This is a genomic window from Pseudomonas sp. zbq_18 (assembly GCF_043102245.1).
In the GTDB taxonomy this organism is placed as follows: Bacteria; Pseudomonadota; Gammaproteobacteria; order Pseudomonadales; family Pseudomonadaceae; genus Aquipseudomonas.
The window spans coordinates 43,493-63,142 of sequence record NZ_JBICIT010000019.1; the positions used below are offsets into that span (position 1 = coordinate 43,493).

24 protein-coding genes and 1 pseudogene are annotated in these 19,650 nt (G+C 58.7%); 6 read left to right on the forward strand and 19 right to left on the reverse strand.

Annotated features, from left to right (window positions below):
- Nucleotides 1-21 precede the first annotated feature (21 nt).
- The 4 genes from umuC to ACF8C6_RS15475 all read right to left on the reverse strand — a co-directional run bounded on the left by umuC (nucleotide 22) and on the right by ACF8C6_RS15475 (nucleotide 2,586).
- Nucleotides 22-1,296, reverse strand: a complete 1,275-nt coding sequence (umuC, locus tag ACF8C6_RS15460; protein WP_392500105.1) for a translesion error-prone DNA polymerase V subunit UmuC — start codon at nucleotides 1,294-1,296, stop codon at nucleotides 22-24.
- Nucleotides 1,293-1,736 (reverse strand): LexA family protein, encoded by a 444-nt coding sequence (locus ACF8C6_RS15465; RefSeq protein WP_392500106.1) that lies wholly within the window; start codon nucleotides 1,734-1,736, stop codon nucleotides 1,293-1,295. The genes umuC and ACF8C6_RS15465 overlap by 4 nt, the downstream gene beginning before the upstream one ends.
- Nucleotides 1,737-1,829: 93 nt before the next feature.
- The gene (locus tag ACF8C6_RS15470; protein WP_392500107.1) at nucleotides 1,830-2,036 is read right to left on the reverse strand and encodes a carbon storage regulator; all 207 of its coding nucleotides are present in this window, start codon (nucleotides 2,034-2,036) and stop codon (nucleotides 1,830-1,832) included.
- Between the two features lie 28 nt (nucleotides 2,037-2,064).
- Nucleotides 2,065-2,586 (reverse strand): hypothetical protein, encoded by a 522-nt coding sequence (locus ACF8C6_RS15475; RefSeq protein WP_392500108.1) that lies wholly within the window; start codon nucleotides 2,584-2,586, stop codon nucleotides 2,065-2,067.
- 98 nt (nucleotides 2,587-2,684) lie between these two features.
- Between ACF8C6_RS15475 and ACF8C6_RS15480 the strand changes: the two genes are divergently transcribed.
- Entirely contained in the window at nucleotides 2,685-3,122 is a 438-nt protein-coding gene (locus ACF8C6_RS15480; protein ID WP_392500109.1) for a hypothetical protein, read from the forward strand.
- A gap of 109 nt (nucleotides 3,123-3,231) precedes the next feature.
- Here ACF8C6_RS15480 and ACF8C6_RS15485 read toward each other — a convergent pair whose 3' ends face one another.
- The gene (locus ACF8C6_RS15485) at nucleotides 3,232-3,522 is read right to left on the reverse strand and encodes a helix-turn-helix domain-containing protein (RefSeq protein WP_392500110.1); all 291 of its coding nucleotides are present in this window, start codon (nucleotides 3,520-3,522) and stop codon (nucleotides 3,232-3,234) included.
- Nucleotides 3,523-3,609: 87 nt separating this feature from the next.
- Between ACF8C6_RS15485 and ACF8C6_RS15490 the strand changes: the two genes are divergently transcribed.
- Entirely contained in the window at nucleotides 3,610-4,062 is a 453-nt protein-coding gene (locus ACF8C6_RS15490) for a hypothetical protein (RefSeq protein WP_392500111.1), read from the forward strand.
- A 211-nt stretch (nucleotides 4,063-4,273) separates the two neighbouring features.
- On the opposite strand, the gene ACF8C6_RS15495 is transcribed toward ACF8C6_RS15490, so the two are convergent.
- Both ACF8C6_RS15495 and ACF8C6_RS15500 read right to left on the reverse strand, forming a co-directional pair.
- Nucleotides 4,274-5,539 carry a Fic family protein gene (locus ACF8C6_RS15495; RefSeq protein WP_392500112.1) on the reverse strand — a complete coding sequence of 422 codons (1,266 nt, stop codon included), beginning with the start codon at nucleotides 5,537-5,539 and terminating at the stop codon, nucleotides 4,274-4,276.
- Between the two features lie 500 nt (nucleotides 5,540-6,039).
- A complete protein-coding gene (locus ACF8C6_RS15500; RefSeq protein ID WP_000414383.1) occupies nucleotides 6,040-6,474 on the reverse strand; it encodes a mercury resistance transcriptional regulator MerR in 435 nt (144 codons plus the stop codon).
- Between the two features lie 71 nt (nucleotides 6,475-6,545).
- Here ACF8C6_RS15500 and ACF8C6_RS15505 point away from each other — a divergent pair, with 71 nt between their 5' ends.
- Nucleotides 6,546-6,896: a mercuric transport protein MerT gene (locus ACF8C6_RS15505; RefSeq protein WP_001294666.1), complete on the forward strand. Its 351-nt coding sequence runs from the start codon at nucleotides 6,546-6,548 to the stop codon at nucleotides 6,894-6,896.
- Nucleotides 6,897-6,911: 15 nt separating this feature from the next.
- The gene (gene merP / locus ACF8C6_RS15510) at nucleotides 6,912-7,187 is read left to right on the forward strand and encodes a mercury resistance system periplasmic binding protein MerP (RefSeq protein ID WP_000732290.1); all 276 of its coding nucleotides are present in this window, start codon (nucleotides 6,912-6,914) and stop codon (nucleotides 7,185-7,187) included.
- Nucleotides 7,188-7,270: 83 nt separating this feature from the next.
- Here the strand turns inward: merP and ACF8C6_RS15515 are convergent, their stop codons facing one another.
- From ACF8C6_RS15515 to dfrA14, 6 genes and pseudogenes are all read right to left on the reverse strand, one after another.
- The gene (locus tag ACF8C6_RS15515; protein WP_001389365.1) at nucleotides 7,271-8,035 is read right to left on the reverse strand and encodes an IS6-like element IS6100 family transposase; all 765 of its coding nucleotides are present in this window, start codon (nucleotides 8,033-8,035) and stop codon (nucleotides 7,271-7,273) included.
- A 506-nt stretch (nucleotides 8,036-8,541) separates the two neighbouring features.
- Nucleotides 8,542-9,042, reverse strand: a complete 501-nt coding sequence (locus tag ACF8C6_RS15520; protein WP_000376623.1) for a GNAT family N-acetyltransferase — start codon at nucleotides 9,040-9,042, stop codon at nucleotides 8,542-8,544.
- A 127-nt stretch (nucleotides 9,043-9,169) separates the two neighbouring features.
- Nucleotides 9,170-10,009, reverse strand: coding sequence for a sulfonamide-resistant dihydropteroate synthase Sul1 (gene sul1, locus ACF8C6_RS15525; protein ID WP_000259031.1), 840 nt, complete (start codon nucleotides 10,007-10,009; stop codon nucleotides 9,170-9,172).
- Complete coding sequence (locus ACF8C6_RS15530) at nucleotides 10,003-10,350, reverse strand: quaternary ammonium compound efflux SMR transporter QacE delta 1 (RefSeq protein WP_000679427.1); 348 nt, start codon at nucleotides 10,348-10,350, stop codon at nucleotides 10,003-10,005. Before ACF8C6_RS15530 ends, sul1 begins: the two co-directional genes overlap by 7 nt.
- A 116-nt stretch (nucleotides 10,351-10,466) precedes the next feature.
- A pseudogene (locus ACF8C6_RS15535) lies at nucleotides 10,467-11,305 on the reverse strand (AadA family aminoglycoside 3''-O-nucleotidyltransferase).
- An 83-nt stretch (nucleotides 11,306-11,388) separates the two neighbouring features.
- Entirely contained in the window at nucleotides 11,389-11,862 is a 474-nt protein-coding gene (dfrA14, locus tag ACF8C6_RS15540; RefSeq protein ID WP_004201280.1) for a trimethoprim-resistant dihydrofolate reductase DfrA14, read from the reverse strand.
- Between the two features lie 155 nt (nucleotides 11,863-12,017).
- Between dfrA14 and intI1 the strand changes: the two genes are divergently transcribed.
- Nucleotides 12,018-13,031 carry a class 1 integron integrase IntI1 gene (intI1, locus tag ACF8C6_RS15545; protein WP_000845048.1) on the forward strand — a complete coding sequence of 338 codons (1,014 nt, stop codon included), beginning with the start codon at nucleotides 12,018-12,020 and terminating at the stop codon, nucleotides 13,029-13,031.
- A gap of 413 nt (nucleotides 13,032-13,444) precedes the next feature.
- Here intI1 and ACF8C6_RS15550 read toward each other — a convergent pair whose 3' ends face one another.
- The 4 genes from ACF8C6_RS15550 to gorA are packed head-to-tail and all read right to left on the reverse strand — an operon-like array spanning nucleotide 13,445 to nucleotide 16,781.
- Nucleotides 13,445-14,095 carry a paraquat-inducible protein A gene (locus ACF8C6_RS15550; RefSeq protein WP_392500113.1) on the reverse strand — a complete coding sequence of 217 codons (651 nt, stop codon included), beginning with the start codon at nucleotides 14,093-14,095 and terminating at the stop codon, nucleotides 13,445-13,447.
- Nucleotides 14,082-14,738: a paraquat-inducible protein A gene (locus ACF8C6_RS15555; RefSeq protein WP_392500114.1), complete on the reverse strand. Its 657-nt coding sequence runs from the start codon at nucleotides 14,736-14,738 to the stop codon at nucleotides 14,082-14,084. Before ACF8C6_RS15555 ends, ACF8C6_RS15550 begins: the two co-directional genes overlap by 14 nt.
- A gap of 53 nt (nucleotides 14,739-14,791) precedes the next feature.
- Nucleotides 14,792-15,415, reverse strand: coding sequence for a trimeric intracellular cation channel family protein (locus ACF8C6_RS15560; RefSeq protein ID WP_392500115.1), 624 nt, complete (start codon nucleotides 15,413-15,415; stop codon nucleotides 14,792-14,794).
- 7 nt (nucleotides 15,416-15,422) lie between these two features.
- Entirely contained in the window at nucleotides 15,423-16,781 is a 1,359-nt protein-coding gene (gorA, locus tag ACF8C6_RS15565; RefSeq protein WP_392500116.1) for a glutathione-disulfide reductase, read from the reverse strand.
- Between the two features lie 67 nt (nucleotides 16,782-16,848).
- Here gorA and ACF8C6_RS15570 point away from each other — a divergent pair, with 67 nt between their 5' ends.
- Nucleotides 16,849-17,271: a VOC family protein gene (locus ACF8C6_RS15570; protein ID WP_392500117.1), complete on the forward strand. Its 423-nt coding sequence runs from the start codon at nucleotides 16,849-16,851 to the stop codon at nucleotides 17,269-17,271.
- Between the two features lie 44 nt (nucleotides 17,272-17,315).
- Here the strand turns inward: ACF8C6_RS15570 and galU are convergent, their stop codons facing one another.
- Together galU and ACF8C6_RS15580 are read right to left on the reverse strand one after the other, a co-directional pair.
- Nucleotides 17,316-18,155, reverse strand: a complete 840-nt coding sequence (gene galU, locus ACF8C6_RS15575; protein WP_392500118.1) for a UTP--glucose-1-phosphate uridylyltransferase GalU — start codon at nucleotides 18,153-18,155, stop codon at nucleotides 17,316-17,318.
- Between the two features lie 44 nt (nucleotides 18,156-18,199).
- Nucleotides 18,200-19,561 carry a UDP-glucose dehydrogenase family protein gene (locus tag ACF8C6_RS15580; RefSeq protein ID WP_392500119.1) on the reverse strand — a complete coding sequence of 454 codons (1,362 nt, stop codon included), beginning with the start codon at nucleotides 19,559-19,561 and terminating at the stop codon, nucleotides 18,200-18,202.
- Nucleotides 19,562-19,650: the final 89 nt, after the last annotated feature.

Consider the following 19,650-nt stretch of genomic DNA (forward strand, 5'->3'; position numbering starts at 1 on the left):
TAATTGAGGCGACTACTTCTTCTATCCACGTACCCCTATGACCTCCTCCCAACGCGTCGTGAAACGCTGACTCAGCATCTCACGGCGCATTGCCCAAGTCGGCGTCTTCGGCACGCTGCCGATGCGCACGGCGCCGCGCCCCTCCTTCTGGTTGATCTGGTCGATCACCGCCATCAGCCGCACGGCGCCGCGGCGTGGCGCCGGGGCGAACAGATCCGGGGTCAGCTCACCCCGCTGGCTCAGATCAATTAGAAGTATGGAGCACTTCGAGTACGGATAACTGGGGCGGTAGATCTGCGTCAGCCCCTGCTGGGCGAGCGCCAGGATCTCGCGAGTGTCGTCGGTTGGCGCCGGCAGCGCCAGGGTCACGGCGTTGGCGTAGCGCGGCCCCTTCAGGTCTGCCAGCTGCGTCTGCAGCCCCACCTGAATGGTGCTGCATAGCGAGGCCTGGCCGCGCAGCGTCTCCGCCGCGCGACTCACATAGGCGGCCAGCGCCTCGCGGATCGGCGGCAGCTCCGACTGGCGCTTGCCGAACATCTTACTCGAGCAAATGGCCTCCTTCGGCGGCGGCCCCTCGTTGAGGCCGATGCAACTAATGCCACGCAGCTCGCGGGCGGTTCGCTCCATGGTCACACCGAAAGTCTTGCGCAAGGTGCTGATATCGAAACGCGCCAGGTCCCAGGCGGTGGCAATGTTCAGCGCTGCCAGCTTGGCCGCAGAGCGACGGCCCACGCCCCAGACCTCGCTCACCGGTGCCAGGCGCAGCAACTTCTCCTGGCGAGCCGGGTCGGTTAGGTCCAGCACCCCGCCGGTGCCCTTCCACTTCTTCGCTGCCCAGCTCGCCAGCTTGGCCAGCGTCTTGGTGGTGCTGATGCCCACGCCCACCGGCATGCCAACGTCGCGCGCCAGGCGCTTGCGAATGCTCCGCCCTAGCCCCTCCAGGTCCTCCACGCCGGTCATGTCGCCCCAGGCCTCATCGATCGAGTACACCTCGATGCCGGGCAGCATTTCCGCCATCACACGCATTACCCGGTTGCTGATGTCCGCATACAGCGTGTAGTTGCTGGAGCACGCCACCACGCCCTGGCGGCGCATCTGCTCCCGCACCTGGTAGTAAGGAGCCCCCATGCCGATGCCGAGCGCCTTGGCCTCGGCGCTACGGGCAATGACGCAGCCATCGTTGTTCGACAGCACTACCACCGGCCGGCGCTTCAGAGCCGGCTGGCAGATGCGCTCGCAGCTGCAGTAGAAGGAGTTGCAGTCGATCAGCGCGAACACGCGCCCCCGACTGCTCATGGCGCCACGCGGCTGACCACCCAGGCCACCACGCCCCACACCTCAATGATCTCCTCGCCGTCCAGCTGCACGTCGGGCACCACCGGGTCGGCGGCCTTCAGCCAGCGGCCATTGAACAGGTCCCGCTGCACCAGACGCACGCGGTAGCCCTCGCCGCCCAGGTCCACCACCACAAGTTTGTCATCCAGATGACTGGCTGCCCGGTTCACGATCAGCCGGTCGCCACGGAAGATGCCGAAGCCGACCAGACTGTCGTCCAGTACCTGCACGCCCCAGATATGCGGCGCGCCCAGCCCGGTGAGCCGATCGAGGGAAAGCCCCTCCTCCTTTTCCTCCTCGGCGGGCGACTGGAAGCCGGTGATGCGTAGGTTGGTGGCCACGTCGGTGAGCAGGCGCTCACGCAAGCGCTCACCCCGGGCGAGTATGGAAAGAGATGACATCGGTATATCCACAGAATACTGTATATGCGAACAGTATTTGCGAAGACCCGGATCCGGTCAATCGGCGACACCGTTGTCACCGACAGGAGGCAGTCAGCCCTCGAGCAACTCCTCGCGGTAGATGCCTATCTGCCTCGGCGCCTCGATGCCAACGCGCACGGCGCCCTGGCCCAGGGTGTCGATGCGGATGGTAATGCCATCGCGCAGCAGCAGGTGCAGCAGCTTTGCAACGTCTACACCAGGGTTGACGGTGAGGCGGATGTTCTCGCCGGCACGGCGAGTCAAGCAGAGGTAACCCATGCGAAAGTCCTCCGGTAGTGGGGGGCGGTTACTGCGGGAGATCGACGTCAACAAGCGGCACAGGATCGCCAGCCAATACGGCGGCGCCGACATCACCATCGCAGTCAGCATCAGCGCGGGGAAACCACTCCAGCCGGGCCTGTTTGCCGGGCAGGTCTACCAGCAGCCGGCGGCTTAGGCAGTCCACGGCCTGCTCGGCAACAGCCGTCACCTGGATATCGGACCAGCTCTGCACGGCATAGCTAAACACCTGTGCCTCTAGGTCCTCGCCCTCGTCGTGGTGCAGTATCGAGGCGTAGGCCTCAACGCAGCGGCCGCTAGCGCGCTCGCAGCGGATCTCGATGGCATTGGTACCAGGGGCCTCATACCCCTGCTGGGTTTCCCATCCACCCCATATCAGTAGCGTGTCGCCGCTCTGCTCGATCACCAGCGGTGGGCGGACGACGGCATGCGGCGCCTCAGCGGTAGCCGGTGCGGCAAACCAGAGTGCGGCGTAGGCAGAGAGCAAGGCAGAAGCGAGAACGACAGCGAGGTATTTGAGGTAGCGCATGGGTGAGCTCCATTCATGGGGAATGCCATCCTGGCGCTGGGAGTCTAGAACAGGATGAGCCACCTGCTTGAGCAGTGGCCCACAGAGGAGGAGTAGTTATGTGCGGCGGCGTAGAGGCCCGCGAGGCGGAAAAAGTCTGGAAGATCTACTTCCCAAACCCCAAGGCGGCTATACCGGTGCTGCTAGAAGATACCGGTCAACTGGATTGGATTCACTGGGGACGGCGCAAGGAGGAAGCAGGCAGCGGCCCCCAGGGGGGGTGGGCACGGCTCAGCACGGTGGAAGCCGGCGGCTGGGCTAAGCACAAGCCGCGCCGCGGCTTCGGCATGGTGCAACGCTTTTTGGAGAAAGAAGGCCAGCCCGGCGACAAGAGCCGGCCGTCACACTGGTTCGACGTGCCGGAGGGCTATGCCTTGGATTGTCTGATCATCGGCGAGGACGAGCAGCAACGGGTGTATGTGGTGACCACCGATCCGCCCGAGGAATACGCTTGGATTCATGACCGCTGGCCCTGCATTAAAGAGCTCAACAGATGAGCTGAATTGCCTAGCCCCTAGGATTTAGAGCGGCTGAACCGCTACTAACGCTCAGGCTTTATCGGATGAACAATCTCTATCAGCGACTGACCGAAGCGAAGTTAGCTTGCTACCGTTCATCTTTAAGAGGGATTTCTGAAAGCTCAGAGCGTACACGTGCAAGGAGATCCTCCATCGAAACCTTCTTGTCTAGCAGATAGCTGGACGCCAGAAGCGTCACCGGATGCACTCCGATGGCTGAAGCCAGGCCCTCCACCTTTTCAAGCGTTGGGCTCTTCAACCCCCGTTCAAGAGAACTGAGGTAGGTACGACTACTGACCTGGGAGAAGTCCTCTTGCGTCAGATGCCTGCTGATTCTGAGCGCTCTCAGTGCCTGGCCGAACGACTGCTTCAGTTCCATATTGCTCGTCTCGCAAAAGGAACGATGAAGCCTTCGTGAACACTTTAGGGCTACAATCTATAGTGTTCATTTTGGAGGGTGCTTCGGATGTTCAGAACATACAAGCATGCCGAGGTGCCGCTGAAAGCCTTGCTTGGCGAAGACATGCAGCTCTGGCGATCCGTGGAACAAGGGATTTCGCTGCCATGGTTCTACATGACAATCCATGAGCCCAATGTAAGGTCCATGTGGATGCTGTCAGGTCCGGCTGACTTGGAGCAGTGGGTCAACATCGAGAGCCCGGACTTGAAGATTGGCATGGTTCAGCTCGTCAGCCCTGCTTACCTGAATGGCAGCGATCGTTGGCTTATGGAGCCGCTGCATGAGCTTGTGGAGGTGGAGCTGAAAGGAAGCGCGGGAGCCTTCCATCTCTATCGCACCGAAAGCAACCATGTTTACTGCGATGGTTCCAACTGCACGTTTTCTGATGCAGATGTCAAATCATGGCGTGTGGTTTACAGCCGCTCAGCTGAGGGTACTGGACTACCCCCGCTACGGTAGACATCCCCGAGCTATGCCTATCCCAACAGTTGCCTCGACGGCTCGCCTCTTCGGCGTGGCATTGCCCCAGGAAGGACTGGGCCTCCCGATCAGGGTGAAAAACCACTGCGCTAATGCCTGATGATGTGACCGAGTGGCCCGATGCTGCCTTCCTACGGATGATGGCTGATCAGGGCTAGAGGCGTTCTCGAGCCTATGAAAGTCGAATGACTTACTGGAAACGCCTGTGCAAATCAGGAAAGACCAGCTGGACAAACCACACCGGGAAGCCTGGATACAGCTCGCGGGACTTGGGCGACGGTGCCTCGACCACACCCAGCTGAATCAGCTCCTTGAGCTGGTTGGCGGCGGTCTTGTCGTGCAGGCCGAGGTAGACCTTGAAGTCGGCGCGCGAAACCTCGCCCTGAATGATCAGCAGGTGTAGCGCGCGGGCGGCCTCCGGCTTGACCCCGGCCTCGGTGAACCGGCGCTCATAGCGCACGATCGTTTCCAGCCGATCCCGCAACGCCGGCAGGGACAGGGCATCACGGGTGTACTCCATCTGGTCCTTGCAGACACCCAGCATGAAACGCACGAATTCGATCAGGCCAGCTTGGGTCAGCTGTCCCCTGCCATCCAGATCACCTCGTCGGGGCTGGTCAGCGGCCTTGAGGCGCACGTAATACTCATCCTGCTTGCGTGCCAGGCCCCTAGAGATAGACCAGAGTGGAGAGGCAATCCCGAGCTTTAACAGCTGCAGGTGGGTGATCATCCGCACCACCCTGCCGTTGCCGTCCTCGAACGGGTGAACATAGGCAAGGCGATGGTGAGAAGCGAGGCTTGCCAGCAGCTGGCTGCGTGGATCTTTCATGCCGCCATAGACTTGTTGCAGGCGCTGCAGCATGGGCGTCACGGACTCCCAGGACGGCGCGTAGTGGCCGCCCACTGTCACGTTCTGCTGCGCACTGTCGCGGAGTTGACCGGGCGTCATAAGACGCTCCTCGCTCACCCTTAGATCCTCCTCGCGCGCTCCCTTGAACAGGCGGCGATGGATGGACTTGATCAGATCCAGGGAGAACATATCGCCCCAGTTGATGCTGGCCTTGTGTTGGGCCATCAGGCGCTCAAGCGCGCCTTGAGCTTCAATGTGCTCGACTGCCAGTAGCCCAAGCTGCTTCGCCTCACGCCGCTTGATCCGCGTCGATAGCTCAGCGGGCTCGGTGTACTGCCCTTCAATCAGGTTGCTGTAGTAGCTGTTGGTCACCCGCATCAGTCGCCCCAGCCGCTTGCATGTCTCCGGGGCGGCAAGGCCGGACAGCTGCCCTGCTAGGAACGGGAGAGAGTCGGCCAGCTCCAGTACGTCATCTGGGTAGGTGGGAGAGGGAACGATGGGCTCAAGCCAATGGATACCCTTGACGAACTGATCTGCCATTTCCTTTTCTTTTTCCCATTTATTTTCTGATATCCGCAATGGAAACATCGCAGTTGCGGCGGCCATTGCAGGGTATTCCTATAGGATGCAGATGAGAACATTTTTCCGATTTGAATTCGGATTTTTCTGATCATGATTATGGCGGTCTGGCCCGATCTTTTTTCTTGGCTTCGCGGCCCCTCGCGAACCGATTCCATTATGGAAACAGTTGCAGCCTATCTCCCCTTAAAGCGTCCTGATATGCGCTTTGCACCTTGCCTGATGGCCTGAGTCGACCCAGATTTTGTAGGCAACCAATGACCGTTTGGAGTCGATAGCCTTCGCTCGGCAGCGTCCGCTTTTGGCCGGTTTCTGCCTGTTGCGTCTCTGCTGCCCACTGGCCAAGTCGGATGCACGCGGTGGTCAGTACCAATGCAATTGACTGGTCAAATGGGTGCAATTGCGCACGCTGGGCAAGAGCCCGAGTTATGCCGGCCTTGTCCACAGGCCCCGGCTCCAGGAAGGCGCTGGAAGGGGTCGTCTCAGAAAACGGAAAATAAAGCACGCTAAGGCGTAACTACCCTCGGCTACACCGCGTCGGCACCACGCGGCTCTTTCTCCCCTTGCAGCGAAGCAATCAGCGGGCAAGAAACGTTCCCTTGCCGCGCATGGCAGGCGAACACAAGTTCGGATAGCACGGTTTCCATGCGCGCCAGGTCGGTCATTTTTTCGCGCACGTCCTGAAGCTTGTGCTCGGCCAGGCTGCTGGCTTCCTCGCAGTGGGTGCCGTCATCCAGCCTCAGCAGCTCTGCGATCTCGTCGAGGCTGAATCCGAGCCGCTGGGCTGATTTCACGAAGCGCACCCGCGTCACATCCGCCTCGCCATAGCGGCGGATGCTGCCATAGGGCTTGTCCGGCTCCGGCAACAAGCCCTTGCGCTGATAGAACCGGATTGTTTCCACGTTGACCCCGGCCGCCTTGGCGAAAACGCCAATAGTCAGATTCTCCAAATTTTTTTCCATATCGCTTGACTCCGTACATTGGTACGGAAGTAAGCTTAAGCTATCCAATCCAGATTTGAAAGGACAAGCGTATGTCTGAACCTCAAAACGGGCGCGGGGCGCTCTTCACTGGCGGGCTAGCCGCCATCCTCGCCTCGGCTTGCTGCCTGGGGCCGCTGGTTCTGATCGCCCTGGGGTTCAGCGGCGCTTGGATCGGCAACTTGACGGTGTTGGAACCTTATCGCCCGATCTTCATCGGCGCGGCGTTGGTGGCGCTGTTTTTCGCCTGGCGGCGCATCTACCGACCGGCGCAAGCCTGCAAACCAGGGGATGTGTGTGCGATTCCCCAAGTGCGCGCTACTTACAAGCTCATTTTCTGGGTCGTGGCCGCGCTGGTTCTGGTCGCGCTCGGATTTCCCTACGTCATGCCATTTTTCTATTAATCACAGGAGTTCATCATGAAAAAACTGTTTGCCTCTCTCGCCATCGCTGCCGTTGTTGCCCCCGTGTGGGCCGCCACCCAGACCGTCACGCTGTCCGTACCGGGCATGACCTGCTCCGCTTGTCCGATCACCGTCAAGAAGGCGATTTCCAAGGTCGAAGGCGTCAGCAAAGTTAACGTGACCTTCGAGACACGCGAAGCGGTTGTCACCTTCGATGATGCCAAGACCAGCGTGCAGAAGCTGACCAAGGCCACCGAAGACGCAGGCTATCCGTCCAGCGTCAAGAAGTGAGGCACTGAAAACGGCAGCGCAGCACATCTGGCTCTGTTGCAAAGATTGGCGGCAGTCAGAGGTAGGCTGTCGCTCTGCGCCGATCAGGCGGCTGCTGCGAAATGGTGGTTGAGCATGCCCATGGCCTCCGTCAGCGCCGAGGGCCCAATGCCAAAAGCTCTCTCCACAAGGCGCACCTCGCCCCTGATGCCGGGCTGCAGGCACCAGGGGCGAGCCTGTCCTTTGCGCAGGGCTCGCATGACTTCGAATCCCTTGATCGTGGCATAGGCCGTGGGGATCGATTTGAAACCGCGCACCGGCTTGATCAGTATCTTGAGCTTTCCGTGATCGGCCTCGATCACGTTATTGAGATACTTCACCTGCCGGTGGGCCGTCTCCCGGTCCAGCTTTCCTTCGCGCTTCAATTCGGTGATCGCTGCACCATAGCTCGGCGCTTTGTCGGTATTGAGCGTGGCAGGCTTTTCCCAGTGCTTCAGGCCTCGCAGGGCCTTGCCCAGGAACCGCTTCGCTGCCTTGGCGCTGCGGGTCGGCGACAGGTAGAAATCGATCGTGTCGCCCCGCTTGTCGACTGCCCGGTACAGGTAGGTCCACTTGCCCCGCACCTTGACGTAGGTTTCATCCAGGCGCCAGCTCGGATCAAAGCCACGCCGCCAGAACCAGCGCAGCCGCTTCTCCATCTCCGGGGCGTAGCACTGGACCCAGCGATAGATCGTCGTATGGTCGACCGAAATGCCGCGTTCCGCCAGCATTTCCTCAAGGTCGCGATAGCTGATCGGATAGCGACAATACCAGCGCACCGCCCACAGGATCACATCACCCTGGAAATGGCGCCACTTGAAATCCGTCATCGTTCCGTCCGTCCAATCTCCGCCAAGCATGCTCAAGCTTCACGATTTTTGCAACAGAGCCCACACGAGTATTGAGCATAGTCGAGATTGGTGCAGATCACTTCTGATATTGAACTGTCAGGAGCTGGCTGCACAACAGCCATTACGCCCAATCAACTGGTGCAGTCGTCTTCTGAAAATGACATTTGGTATCTCTCATAAACGGATGTTTTTGAGAGAACTATCTTCGGCCTTCACACGCACGAAAGGCGGCGAAGCTCCGCCGTTAATCCGTCCGCCGGAGATCTCGCCCAGGCAGGCTGAAGGCCGAGCAAGCCTGACAGGCCCGAAAAGCCCGGCACGGGCGTCGGCGGCGATGACGGCGGCGGCATTATCCAGGGTTGATGATGGAAGTGGAGGATATCGACAACCTCTCGCGCAACCAAGACATCGCGGTCGGACTGCAAGTGATCTTGAAGCCACGGGCCCGTCCCACCCCGACATGGACCTCGATGCCCGAACGGACGTTAGATTTCGAGTTCTAGGCGTTCTGCGATGAAGGTTGGATCCCAGCCGGGATTGAAAGTGTCGACGTGGGTGAATCCGAGCCGCTCGTATAGGCCACGCAGGTTCGGGTGGCAGTCGAGCCGCAGCTTGGCGCACCCCTGCGTTCGCGCGGCATGGCGGCAAGCCTCGATCAGCGCGGAGCTGACACCCCGGCCCGCATGTGTCCGTCGCACCGCGAGCTTGTGCAGATATGCGGCCTCCCCCTTGAGGGCGTCGGGCCAGAACTCGGGATCCTCGGCCGACAAGGTGCAACAGCCGACGATGCCGTCGCTGCAACTCGCGACTAGGAGCTCGGATCTCAGGACGAAGGTCTCCGCGAATGTCCGGTCGATCCGCGCGACGTCCCAGGCGGGCGTTCCCTTGGCGGACATCCACGCCGCAGCGTCGTGCATCAGCCGCACAACCTCGTCGATATCACCCGAGCAGGCGACCCGAACGTTCGGAGGCTCCTCGCTGTCCATTCGCTCCCCTGGCGCGGTATGAACCGCCGCCTCATAGTGCAGTTTGATCCTGACGAGCCCAGCATGTCTGCGCCCACCTTCGCGGAACCTGACCAGGGTCCGCTAGCGGGCGGCCGGAAGGTGAATGCTAGGCATGATCTAACCCTCGGTCTCTGGCGTCGCGACTGCGAAATTTCGCGAGGGTTTCCGAGAAGGTGATTGCGCTTCGCAGATCTCCAGGCGCGTGGGTGCGGACGTAGTCAGCGCCATTGCCGATCGCGTGAAGTTCCGCCGCAAGGCTCGCTGGACCCAGATCCTTTACAGGAAGGCCAACGGTGGCGCCCAAGAAGGATTTCCGCGACACCGAGACCAATAGCGGAAGCCCCAACGCCGACTTCAGCTTTTGAAGGTTCGACAGCACGTGCAGCGATGTTTCCGGTGCGGGGCTCAAGAAAAATCCCATCCCCGGATCGAGGATGAGCCGGTCGGCAGCGACCCCGCTCCGTCGCAAGGCGGAAACCCGCGCCTCGAAGAACCGCACAATCTCGTCGAGCGCGTCTTCGGGTCGAAGGTGACCGGTGCGGGTGGCGATGCCATCCCGCTGCGCTGAGTGCATAACCACCAGCCTGCAGTCCGCCTCAGCAATATCGGGATAGAGCGCAGGGTCAGGAAATCCTTGGATATCGTTCAGGTAGCCCACGCCGCGCTTGAGCGCATAGCGCTGGGTTTCCGGTTGGAAGCTGTCGATTGAAACACGGTGCATCTGATCGGACAGGGCGTCTAAGAGCGGCGCAATACGTCTGATCTCATCGGCCGGCGATACAGGCCTCGCGTCCGGATGGCTGGCGGCCGGTCCGACATCCACGACGTCTGATCCGACTCGCAGCATTTCGATCGCCGCGGTGACAGCGCCGGCGGGGTCTAGCCGCCGGCTCTCATCGAAGAAGGAGTCCTCGGTGAGATTCAGAATGCCGAACACCGTCACCATGGCGTCGGCCTCCGCAGCGACTTCCACGATGGGGATCGGGCGAGCAAAAAGGCAGCAATTATGAGCCCCATACCTACAAAGCCCCACGCATCAAGCTTTTGCCCATGAAGCAACCAGGCAATGGCTGTAATTATGACGACGCCGAGTCCCGACCAGACTGCATAAGCAACACCGACAGGGATGGATTTCAGAACCAGAGAAAGAAAATAAAATGCGATGCCATAACCGATTATGACAACGGCGGAAGGGGCAAGCTTAGTAAAGCCCTCGCTAGATTTTAATGCGGATGTTGCGATTACTTCGCCAACTATTGCGATAACAAGAAAAAGCCAGCCTTTCATGATATATCTCCCAATTTGTGTAGGGCTTATTATGCACGCTTAAAAATAATAAAAGCAGACTTGACCTGATAGTTTGACTGTGAGCAATTATGTGCTTAGTGCATCTAACGCCGGAGTTAAGCCGCCGCGCGTAGCGCGGTCGGCTTGAACGAATTGTTAGACATCATTTACCAACTGACTTGATGATCTCGCCTTTCACAAAGCGAATAAATTCTTCCAAGTGATCTGCGCGTGAGGCCAAGTGATCTTCTTTTTGTCCCAGATAAGCTTGCTTAGCTTCAAGTAAGACGGGCTGATACTGGGCAGGTAGGCGTTTTATTGCCCAGTCGGCAGCGACATCCTTCGGCGCGATTTTGCCGGTTATTGCGCTGTACCAAATGCGGGACAACGTAAGCACTACATTTCGCTCATCGCCGGCCCAGTCGGGCTGCGAGTTCCATAGCTTCAAGGTTTCCCTCAGCGCCTCGAATAGATCCTGTTCAGGAACCGGGTCAAAGAATTCCTCCGCTGCCGGACCTACCAAGGCAACGCTATGTTCTCTTGCTTTTGTAAGCAGGATAGCTAGATCAATGTCGATCATGGCTGGCTCGAAGATACCCGCAAGAATGTCATTGCGCTGCCATTCTCCAAATTGCAGCTCGCGCTTAGCCGGATAACGCCACGGGATGATGTCGTCATGCACGACAAGGGTGACTTCTATAGCGCGGAGCGTCTCGCTCTCGCCAGGGAAAGCCGAAGCCTCCATAAGGTCATTGAGCAATGCTCGCCGCGTCGTTTCATCAAGCTTTACGGCCACAGTAACCAACAAATCAATATCGCTGTATGGCTTCAGGCCGCCATCCACTGCGGAGCCGTACAAATGCACGGCCAGCAACGTTGATTCCAGATGGCGCTCAATGACGCTTAGCACCTCTGATAGTTGGTTCGAAATTTCGATGGTCACCGCTACCCTCATGATGTCTAACGTCGCTATCAATCGCGGAAAAGGCGTAGTGCGCGAAGCGAACGAAGCTTTTTGCCGTCGATTGCATAGCTTTGTTAACCCTTTTTCCAAATTTGATAGCAATAGTTAATGTTTGAAGTAAAGTGTTGCTCAAAAACAACTTCGAAGGTATTTGGAATACTCGGGAAGAAAACATCCCCCTCTGGCTCGATGTCGATCGTCGATAAGTGGAGCGTAGAGGCCATGGGTAATGTTTCTCGGTAAATTTCTCCGCCACCAGACACTATAACGTGACCGGTGAATTCAGCTAGCCTGTCCATGGCCTCTTCGATTGACTGAAATACAACTACATTGTCATCATTTGATGTCCAACCTGAGCGGGTAACGACCGCGTATTTCCTATTGGGGAGTGCGCCCATAGATTCAAACGTCTTGCGACCCACCAGAAGCCACTGATTGTAGGTCAATGCTTTAAAAAGTAGCTGCTCCCCTTTCGCGGACCAGGGTATGTCTGGACCGCAACCAATCACGCCGTTTTTCGCTTTCGCAGCCATCAATGATACTTTCAAGGTTCTCATCCTGGGTTAACTTTGTTTTAGGGCGACTGCCCTGCTGCGTAACATCGTTGCTGCTCCATAACATCAAACATCGACCCACGGCGTAACGCGCTTGCTGCTTGGATGCCCGAGGCATAGACTGTACAAAAAAACAGTCATAACAAGCCATGAAAACCGCCACTGCGCCGTTACCACCGCTGCGTTCGGTCAAGGTTCTGGACCAGTTGCGTGAGCGCATACGCTACTTGCATTACAGCTTACGAACCGAACAGGCTTATGTCCACTGGGTTCGTGCCTTCATCCGTTTCCACGGTGTGCGTCACCCGGCAACCTTGGGCAGCAGCGAAGTCGAGGCATTTCTGTCCTGGCTGGCGAACGAGCGCAAGGTTTCGGTCTCCACGCATCGTCAGGCATTGGCGGCCTTGCTGTTCTTCTACGGCAAGGTGCTGTGCACGGATCTGCCCTGGCTTCAGGAGATCGGAAGACCTCGGCCGTCGCGGCGCTTGCCGGTGGTGCTGACCCCGGATGAAGTGGTTCGCATCCTCGGTTTTCTGGAAGGCGAGCATCGTTTGTTCGCCCAGCTTCTGTATGGAACGGGCATGCGGATCAGTGAGGGTTTGCAACTGCGGGTCAAGGATCTGGATTTCGATCACGGCACGATCATCGTGCGGGAGGGCAAGGGCTCCAAGGATCGGGCCTTGATGTTACCCGAGAGCTTGGCACCCAGCCTGCGCGAGCAGCTGTCGCGTGCACGGGCATGGTGGCTGAAGGACCAGGCCGAGGGCCGCAGCGGCGTTGCGCTTCCCGACGCCCTTGAGCGGAAGTATCCGCGCGCCGGGCATTCCTGGCCGTGGTTCTGGGTTTTTGCGCAGCACACGCATTCGACCGATCCACGGAGCGGTGTCGTGCGTCGCCATCACATGTATGACCAGACCTTTCAGCGCGCCTTCAAACGTGCCGTAGAACAAGCAGGCATCACGAAGCCCGCCACACCGCACACCCTCCGCCACTCGTTCGCGACGGCCTTGCTCCGCAGCGGTTACGACATTCGAACCGTGCAGGATCTGCTCGGCCATTCCGACGTCTCTACGACGATGATTTACACGCATGTGCTGAAAGTTGGCGGTGCCGGAGTGCGCTCACCGCTTGATGCGCTGCCGCCCCTCACTAGTGAGAGGTAGGGCAGCGCAAGTCAATCCTGGCGGATTCACTACCCCTGCGCGAAGGCCATCGGTGCCGCATCGAACGGCCGGTTGCGGAAAGTCCTCCCTGCGTCCGCTGATGGCCGATTGAGGCCTATCGTAGCCTGCAGCTTCCGACCGTCCCACGCCAGCCAGGATCATGAAACATGGCGGTGAGGGCACCCACAGCATGGAAGTTTAACGTCAAGCTAGGTGCCCTAGGCACACCGGAAATTGGTGCAATTAGTCTGTTACAAAACATTTGCAACAGGGATGGTCGTTTGGGCTGCAACAGCCTCCTCAACCACGCCCCCCTGACTACACAGCAGTGATGCTATTTCCAGCTATTCCGAGAAAGCAACACCAAGCGAAACGACCCACTCTGTTAAATAACGAATAGTAGACGCTCAGTATCAGCGCCCAACTGCTTCCCCCGTATTCCCTTCATCGGCGCTCTGCTCCTCAAAGGTGTTGTCCCAGATCAGCCGCGGATCGAAAGTCACTGCGGCGAGCATGGTTAGGATCACGACGCTGGCAAAGGCTGCCGCGCCTGGGCCGGCCGAAATGGTCGCCAGGTTGCCGAAGTTGATCAGCGACACCAGTATCGCAATCACGAAGATGTCGAGCATCGACCAGCGCCCAATCCATTCGATAAAGCGGTACATCAAGATGCGCTGCTTCGCAGACATAGGCTGATGGCGCTGCACCGAGTACAGCAGAATGGCGATACCAACCAGTTTGAATGTCGGCACCAGGATACTGGCGATAAATACCACCATGGCCACGGGCAGCATTTCGGCATGGATCAGTTCCAGCACACCGCCCATGATGGTCGATGGCATGCCTCTGCCGAGCGAGCTGATCGTCATGATCGGCAGGAGATTCGCCGGTATGTACAGAATTGCCGCAGTGATCAGCAGTGCCCAGGTGCGCAGGATGCTGTTGGGTCGCCGGGCATGAAGCCGGGAGCCGCAGCGGCTGCAGTGCTGAATTTCACCTTCGCGCAGGTATTCGAGCTTATGGCACTCGTCGCACACGATGATGCCGGCATCAAGTGCGCGCATGGTTGCCCTCTCCATCCAATTCTTCCCATACCTGGTGCGGGGACATGCTTACTTCCAGCCAGACCTGCGTCAGCATCAGGGCGATGAAACAGGCCAGGCCTACGCCCAGATGCAGCTCCGCCATGTCGATCAACTTCACGATGGAAACGATGATGCCGAATAGATAGACCTCCAGCATTCCCCACTCGCGCATGTGGTGGTAGATGCGATAACAACCAATCGCTGACGGCTGCCAACCAGGTCGCCTAAGGCTTAGCAAGACAAACAGCTGACACAGCAGTTTGAGCAGCGGTACCAGCATGCTGCAGAGAAAAACCACCACCGCCACACCTTGCATGCCTGACTGGTAAAGCCCCACTACCCCGCTCCACACGGTATCCGCCGCGTTCTGACCAAGGATGTTGAGTTTGATAATCGGCAGAAAATTAGCCGGAATGAACAGAATCAGCGCTGTCAGTACCAAGGCCAGGCAGCGACGTCGCATGTGCGCACGATGTACCACCAGCTCGTAGCCGCAGCGCGGACAGTTGGCTCGTTGCTCCTCTCCGAGATGAGGATGATGAATCAGCAGGTCGCACTCATGGCAGGCAATCAGCTGATCCAGCGGCGGCAATCTCTGCGCCGACACGTCTTGCTCCATCATCGACCTCGCTGCTTGGCTGACGCAGTCAATATAGATTCTCTGCCGATCCCCGCTCAATCACGGTCGAGCAGGTGAAAGCGTGGCAGAGACAAATGCCAGCGAATCGCTGCGAGACGCGTCAGTAGCACGACCAGCATCGCAATTCCGGTATCCAGCCAGTGTGGCGTTTGCAACTCCCGTAAGCCAATGAACACCAGCGAACCCAGCAGACAAGCCGTGGCGTAGATTTCCTTCTGGAAAATCAGCGGGATTTCGTTGCAAATCACATCGCGCATCACGCCGCCCGCTACGCCGGTCATCACGCCCATGATCAACGCGGTGCTGTAGGGTACGTTGTGTTGCAACGCGACTTCCGTGCCGATAACCGTGAATACCGCCAGACCAAAGGCATCGGCAATCAGCAACCCGCGCTCGTGAATCGGCTGGGTCAGGCGCACCCAGAGCACCGTGCCCACGGCGGCAGCGGAAGCCACAAGAATGTAAGTATCGTTACGAATCCAGCTGACTGGATGGTTGTCCAGAATCAAGTCGCGCAGCGTGCCGCCACCGAGCGCTGTGATAATGGCGATGACCAACACACCAAACAGATCCATGGACTTGCGACCGGCCATGAGTGCGCCGGTGATGGCAAAAACGGCAACGCCGAACAGATCCGAAAGGTAAAAGAGTTGCTGCATGATGCCTTCAACGGGTGACTGGGACGCGCATGGTAACAAACTCCTCTGCGGCCGTCGGATGAATCCCCAGGGTCTCGTCAAACACCTGCTTGGTCGCCCCAGCCTTGATCGCCACGGCCAGCCCCTGGACGATTTCACCTGATTCCGGCCCCACCATGTGACAGCCCAGAACTCGATCACTCTGTGCATCCACCACCAGCTTCATCAGCGTCCGCTCCTGTTGTTCAGTCAGCGTCAGCTTCATCGGCCGGAAACGGCTCTCGAAAACCTTTACCTGGTACCCCCCTGCCCTGGCCTGTTCTTCGCTCAGGCCAACCGTGGCGATGTTCGGCAGGCTGAACACGGCAGTCGGGATGTTCTGGTAATCGACGGGCCGATACTCCTGCGGACGGAACAGCTGACGCGCCACGGCCATGCCTTCGGCCAACGCAACAGGGGTGAGCTGCACTCTGCCGATCACGTCGCCGAGGGCGAGAATCGAAGGCTCGCCGGTGCGGTAGTTCTCGTCGACGGCCACGAATCCTTTTTCATCCAGGGTGACGTCGGTATTTTCCAGGCCCAGGTTGTCCAGCATCGGCCGTCTGCCGGTGGCATAGAACACACAGTCGGTGGGCAACTGGCGGCCGTCTTTCAGCACGGCGAGCAAGCTGCCGTCTGCTTGGCGTTCGATGCGTTCGATATCACTGTTGAACTGCAGATCGAGCCCTTTCTTCTCCAGCTCTTCCTTGAGGTGCTGGCGCACGGCGCCATCGAAGCCACGCAGGAACAGGTCGCCGCGGTACAGCAGAGAGGTCTGCGCGCCCATGCCGTGGAAGATCGAGGCGAACTCGACTGCGATGTAGCCACCGCCTACCACCAGCACGCGCTTGGGCAGATGCTCGAGGAAGAAGACTTCGTTGGACGTCGTCGCCAGCTCCTTGCCGGGAATGTCCGGCACCTGCGGCCAGCCGCCGGTAGCGATGAGAATGTGTCTGGCGCTGTGGCGTTGCCCGCTGACCTCCACTTCATGGGGGCCGAGCAATCGGGCGTGGCCCTCCAGCAGCGTGACACCACTGTTCACCAACAAGTTGCGGTAGATGCCATTGAGGCGCTGGATCTCACGATTCTTGTTGGCGATCAGCGTTGGCCAGTCGAACTGTGGCGCGCCAAGGCTCCAGCCGTAACTGGCGGCCTGCTCGAAGTCATCCGGGAAATGCGCGCCATATACCAGCAGCTTCTTAGGCACGCAGCCGACATTGACGCAGGTGCCGCCCAGATAGCGACTTTCGGCCACCGCTACACGTGCACCGAAGCTGGCGGCGAAACGTGCCGCGCGCACGCCACCAGAACCGGCGCCGATTACAAACAGATCGTAGTCATGAGTCATTGGCAATTCTCCTCGCAGACCGTCAGCATACCGGAGACTAGGCTGAGTGCACGAAGGAGGTTTTGCTATGCGCCCCACCCTGACCCATGTGGCTCTGCATGTTCCTGATCTGGAATCCTGCGTGGCGTTCTATCGCGACTTCTGCAACATGCGGGTTATCCACGAACGTGCAGGCAAGGGCGCAAAGATCGTCTGGATGGCCGAGCCAGGCAAGGAACACCAATTCATCTTTGTCATCATGCCCGGAGGCAAAGACCGGCAATTGGCAGGGGATGACTACAGTCACTTCGGGTTCGCAGTGGAAAGCCGGCAAACAGTCGACGAAATAGCCGCACGGGCGGCAGAGGCCGGCTGTTTAATCTGGCCGCCCCGCTCTGAGCCCTACCCGGTGGGCTACTACTGCGGCCTGCGCGACCCGGCCGGTAACTACGTAGAGTTCAGCTATGGACAGCCACTGGGGCCGGGGTCAGAGGCGATGCCTATTCCCTGAAACAACGAAGCCACCCGCAGGTGGCTTCGCTCGATCGCGCTGATTCAGAAGGCCTTGCCGGTTTTATACAGGTTTTCGAAACAGAAGTTGGTGGCGTCGATGTAGCCCTCTGCGCCACCGCAGTCAAAACGCTTGCCCTTGAACTTGTAGGCAATCACGCAGCCATCCTGGGCCTGTTTCATCAACGCATCGGTGATCTGGATTTCCCCTCCCTTGCCCGGCTCTGTCTTCTCGATCAGGTCGAAAATATCCGGGGTCAGGATGTAGCGGCCGATGATTGCCAGGTTGGAAGGTGCGTCCTCCGGCTTGGGTTTTTCGACCATGCTGTTGACGCGGAAGATGTCGTCACGAATCATCTCGCCAGCGATCACGCCGTACTTGAAGGTCTCTTCCTTCGGCACTTCCTGAATGGCAACGATGGAGCAGCGGAACTGGTTGTAAAGCTTGACCATCTGCTGCAGTACACCATCGCCCTCGAGGTTGAGGCACAGGTCGTCGGCCAGCACCACGGCGAAGGGCTCGTCCCCGATCAGCGGACGGCCGCTGAGAATCGCGTGACCGAGGCCCTTCATTTCGACCTGACGGGTATAGGAAAAACTGCACTCATCGATCAGGCGGCGAATGCCGACCAGATACTTTTCCTTGTCCGTACCCTGAATCTGATGTTCAAGCTCATAACTGATGTCGAAATGGTCTTCCAGGGCGCGCTTGCCGCGACCAGTGACCATGGCGATTTCTGTAAGACCAGCCTCCAGGGCTTCTTCAACACCATACTGGATCAGAGGCTTGTTCACGACAGGCAGCATTTCCTTGGGCATGGCTTTGGTAGCGGGAAGGAAGCGCGTGCCGTAGCCGGCGGCTGGGAACAGGCATTTCTTGATCATGGGATTCCTTGCGATTGCACAGCAAAAAGTGCCGCCCAGTCTAATCACGCCGCACTGGCCTTACAATGACCGGCCTGCGGTCGCCCTACCCCACGATAAAGAAAGCCCTGTTCAGCAATTTCTGACGGATCGTAAATATTGCGACCATCGAACAACACCGGCATGCGCATCAACCTGCGCACTCGAGCGAAGTCCGGCTGCCGGAACTGTTTCCATTCGGTCACCAGTACCAGCGCATCAGCGCCTTCAACCATGGCGTAAGGTGACTCATCCAGCCTCAACTGCCCGCTAGCCAGTTCATCTGCATAACGTTTGGCCACGCCACTGCAGGCAACAGGATCGCAGGCCTGGACTCTGGCGCCGGCCGCCAAGAGCGCATCGAGTAGCACCAGGCTAGGCGCTTCACGCAAATCATCTGTGCCGGGTTTGAAAGACAGCCCCCAAAGGGTGACGACCCGCCCTTGGAAGTGACCGTTGAAATGCTCTCGCAAGTCCTGAAGCAACAGCGTTTTCTGCAGAGCATTGCGCGCTTCTACGGCGCGCAGAATGGCGGGTTCGAAACCTTGTAACTCTGCGGTCCTGATCAGTGCACGCACATCCTTGGGAAAGCAGGATCCGCCATAGCCACACCCCGCATAAATAAAGTGAGTGCCTATTCGCCGATCACTACCAATGCCACGGCGTACATCTTCGATATCGACACCAAGGCGAGCACAGAGCCCTGCCATTTCGTTCATGAACGAAATTTTGGTCGCAAGAAAAGCATTAGCCGCATATTTCGTGAACTCTGCGGCCCGAACACTCATCTGCAAGCCGCGCTCATGGTTGCGTAAGAATGGAGCATACAGACGGCGTAGAAGCTCACTGCTGGCGGTATCAGAGCAGCCCAGCACGACTCGGTCAGGACGCATAAAGTCTTCGACGGCACTCCCTTCCTTGAGAAACTCCGGATTGCTTGCAACCCTGATCCGAAACTTCATTCCCCGCTCGCCCAAACGCTGGTTGATGCGTTGCTCAACCCGTTCCGCCGTGCCCACTGGCACGGTGGATTTGTCCACGATCAGGGCGGCAGACGTCAGGCACTGCCCCAACTGTTCCGCTACTGCCAGCACATGACTGAGATCAGCAGAGCCATCCTCTCCAGTGGGCGTTCCCACTGCGATAAAAATGGCCGATGCTCCACGCACCCCCTCCGCCATATCTGCAGTAAAACTCAGCTGCCCACTGGCCAGATGGCTTTTGAGCATGGGTTCCAATCCAGGCTCATAAATTGGTATCTCCCCCCTGCTCAGCCGAGCGACTCGAAAGGGATCATGCTCAATACACACGACGTGATTGCCCATTTCCGCGAAGCAGCTTGCGGTGACCAGCCCGACATATCCTGCACCCACCACGCTCAGCCGCATACGATCGACCCTCTGCCATTTAGCGCGATTGCAACGCAGGACGATGGCGGGCTTATGACGTAGGCGAGATGCTTTTATGACGAACAATA

Coding starts and splice junctions, on each gene's coding strand:
- umuC (WP_392500105.1), bottom strand. CDS start 1,296: ATGAGCAGTCGGGGGCGCGTGTTCGCGCTGATCGACTGCAACTCCTTC.
- ACF8C6_RS15465 (WP_392500106.1), bottom strand. CDS start 1,736: ATGTCATCTCTTTCCATACTCGCCCGGGGTGAGCGCTTGCGTGAGCGC.
- ACF8C6_RS15470 (WP_392500107.1), bottom strand. CDS start 2,036: ATGGGTTACCTCTGCTTGACTCGCCGTGCCGGCGAGAACATCCGCCTC.
- ACF8C6_RS15475 (WP_392500108.1), bottom strand. CDS start 2,586: ATGCGCTACCTCAAATACCTCGCTGTCGTTCTCGCTTCTGCCTTGCTC.
- ACF8C6_RS15480 (WP_392500109.1), top strand. CDS start 2,685: ATGTGCGGCGGCGTAGAGGCCCGCGAGGCGGAAAAAGTCTGGAAGATC.
- ACF8C6_RS15485 (WP_392500110.1), bottom strand. CDS start 3,522: ATGGAACTGAAGCAGTCGTTCGGCCAGGCACTGAGAGCGCTCAGAATC.
- ACF8C6_RS15490 (WP_392500111.1), top strand. CDS start 3,610: ATGTTCAGAACATACAAGCATGCCGAGGTGCCGCTGAAAGCCTTGCTT.
- ACF8C6_RS15495 (WP_392500112.1), bottom strand. CDS start 5,539: ATGGCCGCCGCAACTGCGATGTTTCCATTGCGGATATCAGAAAATAAA.
- ACF8C6_RS15500 (WP_000414383.1), bottom strand. CDS start 6,474: ATGGAAAAAAATTTGGAGAATCTGACTATTGGCGTTTTCGCCAAGGCG.
- ACF8C6_RS15505 (WP_001294666.1), top strand. CDS start 6,546: ATGTCTGAACCTCAAAACGGGCGCGGGGCGCTCTTCACTGGCGGGCTA.
- merP (WP_000732290.1), top strand. CDS start 6,912: ATGAAAAAACTGTTTGCCTCTCTCGCCATCGCTGCCGTTGTTGCCCCC.
- ACF8C6_RS15515 (WP_001389365.1), bottom strand. CDS start 8,035: ATGACGGATTTCAAGTGGCGCCATTTCCAGGGTGATGTGATCCTGTGG.
- ACF8C6_RS15520 (WP_000376623.1), bottom strand. CDS start 9,042: ATGGACAGCGAGGAGCCTCCGAACGTTCGGGTCGCCTGCTCGGGTGAT.
- sul1 (WP_000259031.1), bottom strand. CDS start 10,009: ATGGTGACGGTGTTCGGCATTCTGAATCTCACCGAGGACTCCTTCTTC.
- ACF8C6_RS15530 (WP_000679427.1), bottom strand. CDS start 10,350: ATGAAAGGCTGGCTTTTTCTTGTTATCGCAATAGTTGGCGAAGTAATC.
- intI1 (WP_000845048.1), top strand. CDS start 12,018: ATGAAAACCGCCACTGCGCCGTTACCACCGCTGCGTTCGGTCAAGGTT.
- ACF8C6_RS15550 (WP_392500113.1), bottom strand. CDS start 14,095: ATGCGCGCACTTGATGCCGGCATCATCGTGTGCGACGAGTGCCATAAG.
- ACF8C6_RS15555 (WP_392500114.1), bottom strand. CDS start 14,738: ATGATGGAGCAAGACGTGTCGGCGCAGAGATTGCCGCCGCTGGATCAG.
- ACF8C6_RS15560 (WP_392500115.1), bottom strand. CDS start 15,415: ATGCAGCAACTCTTTTACCTTTCGGATCTGTTCGGCGTTGCCGTTTTT.
- gorA (WP_392500116.1), bottom strand. CDS start 16,781: ATGACTCATGACTACGATCTGTTTGTAATCGGCGCCGGTTCTGGTGGC.
- ACF8C6_RS15570 (WP_392500117.1), top strand. CDS start 16,849: ATGCGCCCCACCCTGACCCATGTGGCTCTGCATGTTCCTGATCTGGAA.
- galU (WP_392500118.1), bottom strand. CDS start 18,155: ATGATCAAGAAATGCCTGTTCCCAGCCGCCGGCTACGGCACGCGCTTC.
- ACF8C6_RS15580 (WP_392500119.1), bottom strand. CDS start 19,561: ATGCGGCTGAGCGTGGTGGGTGCAGGATATGTCGGGCTGGTCACCGCA.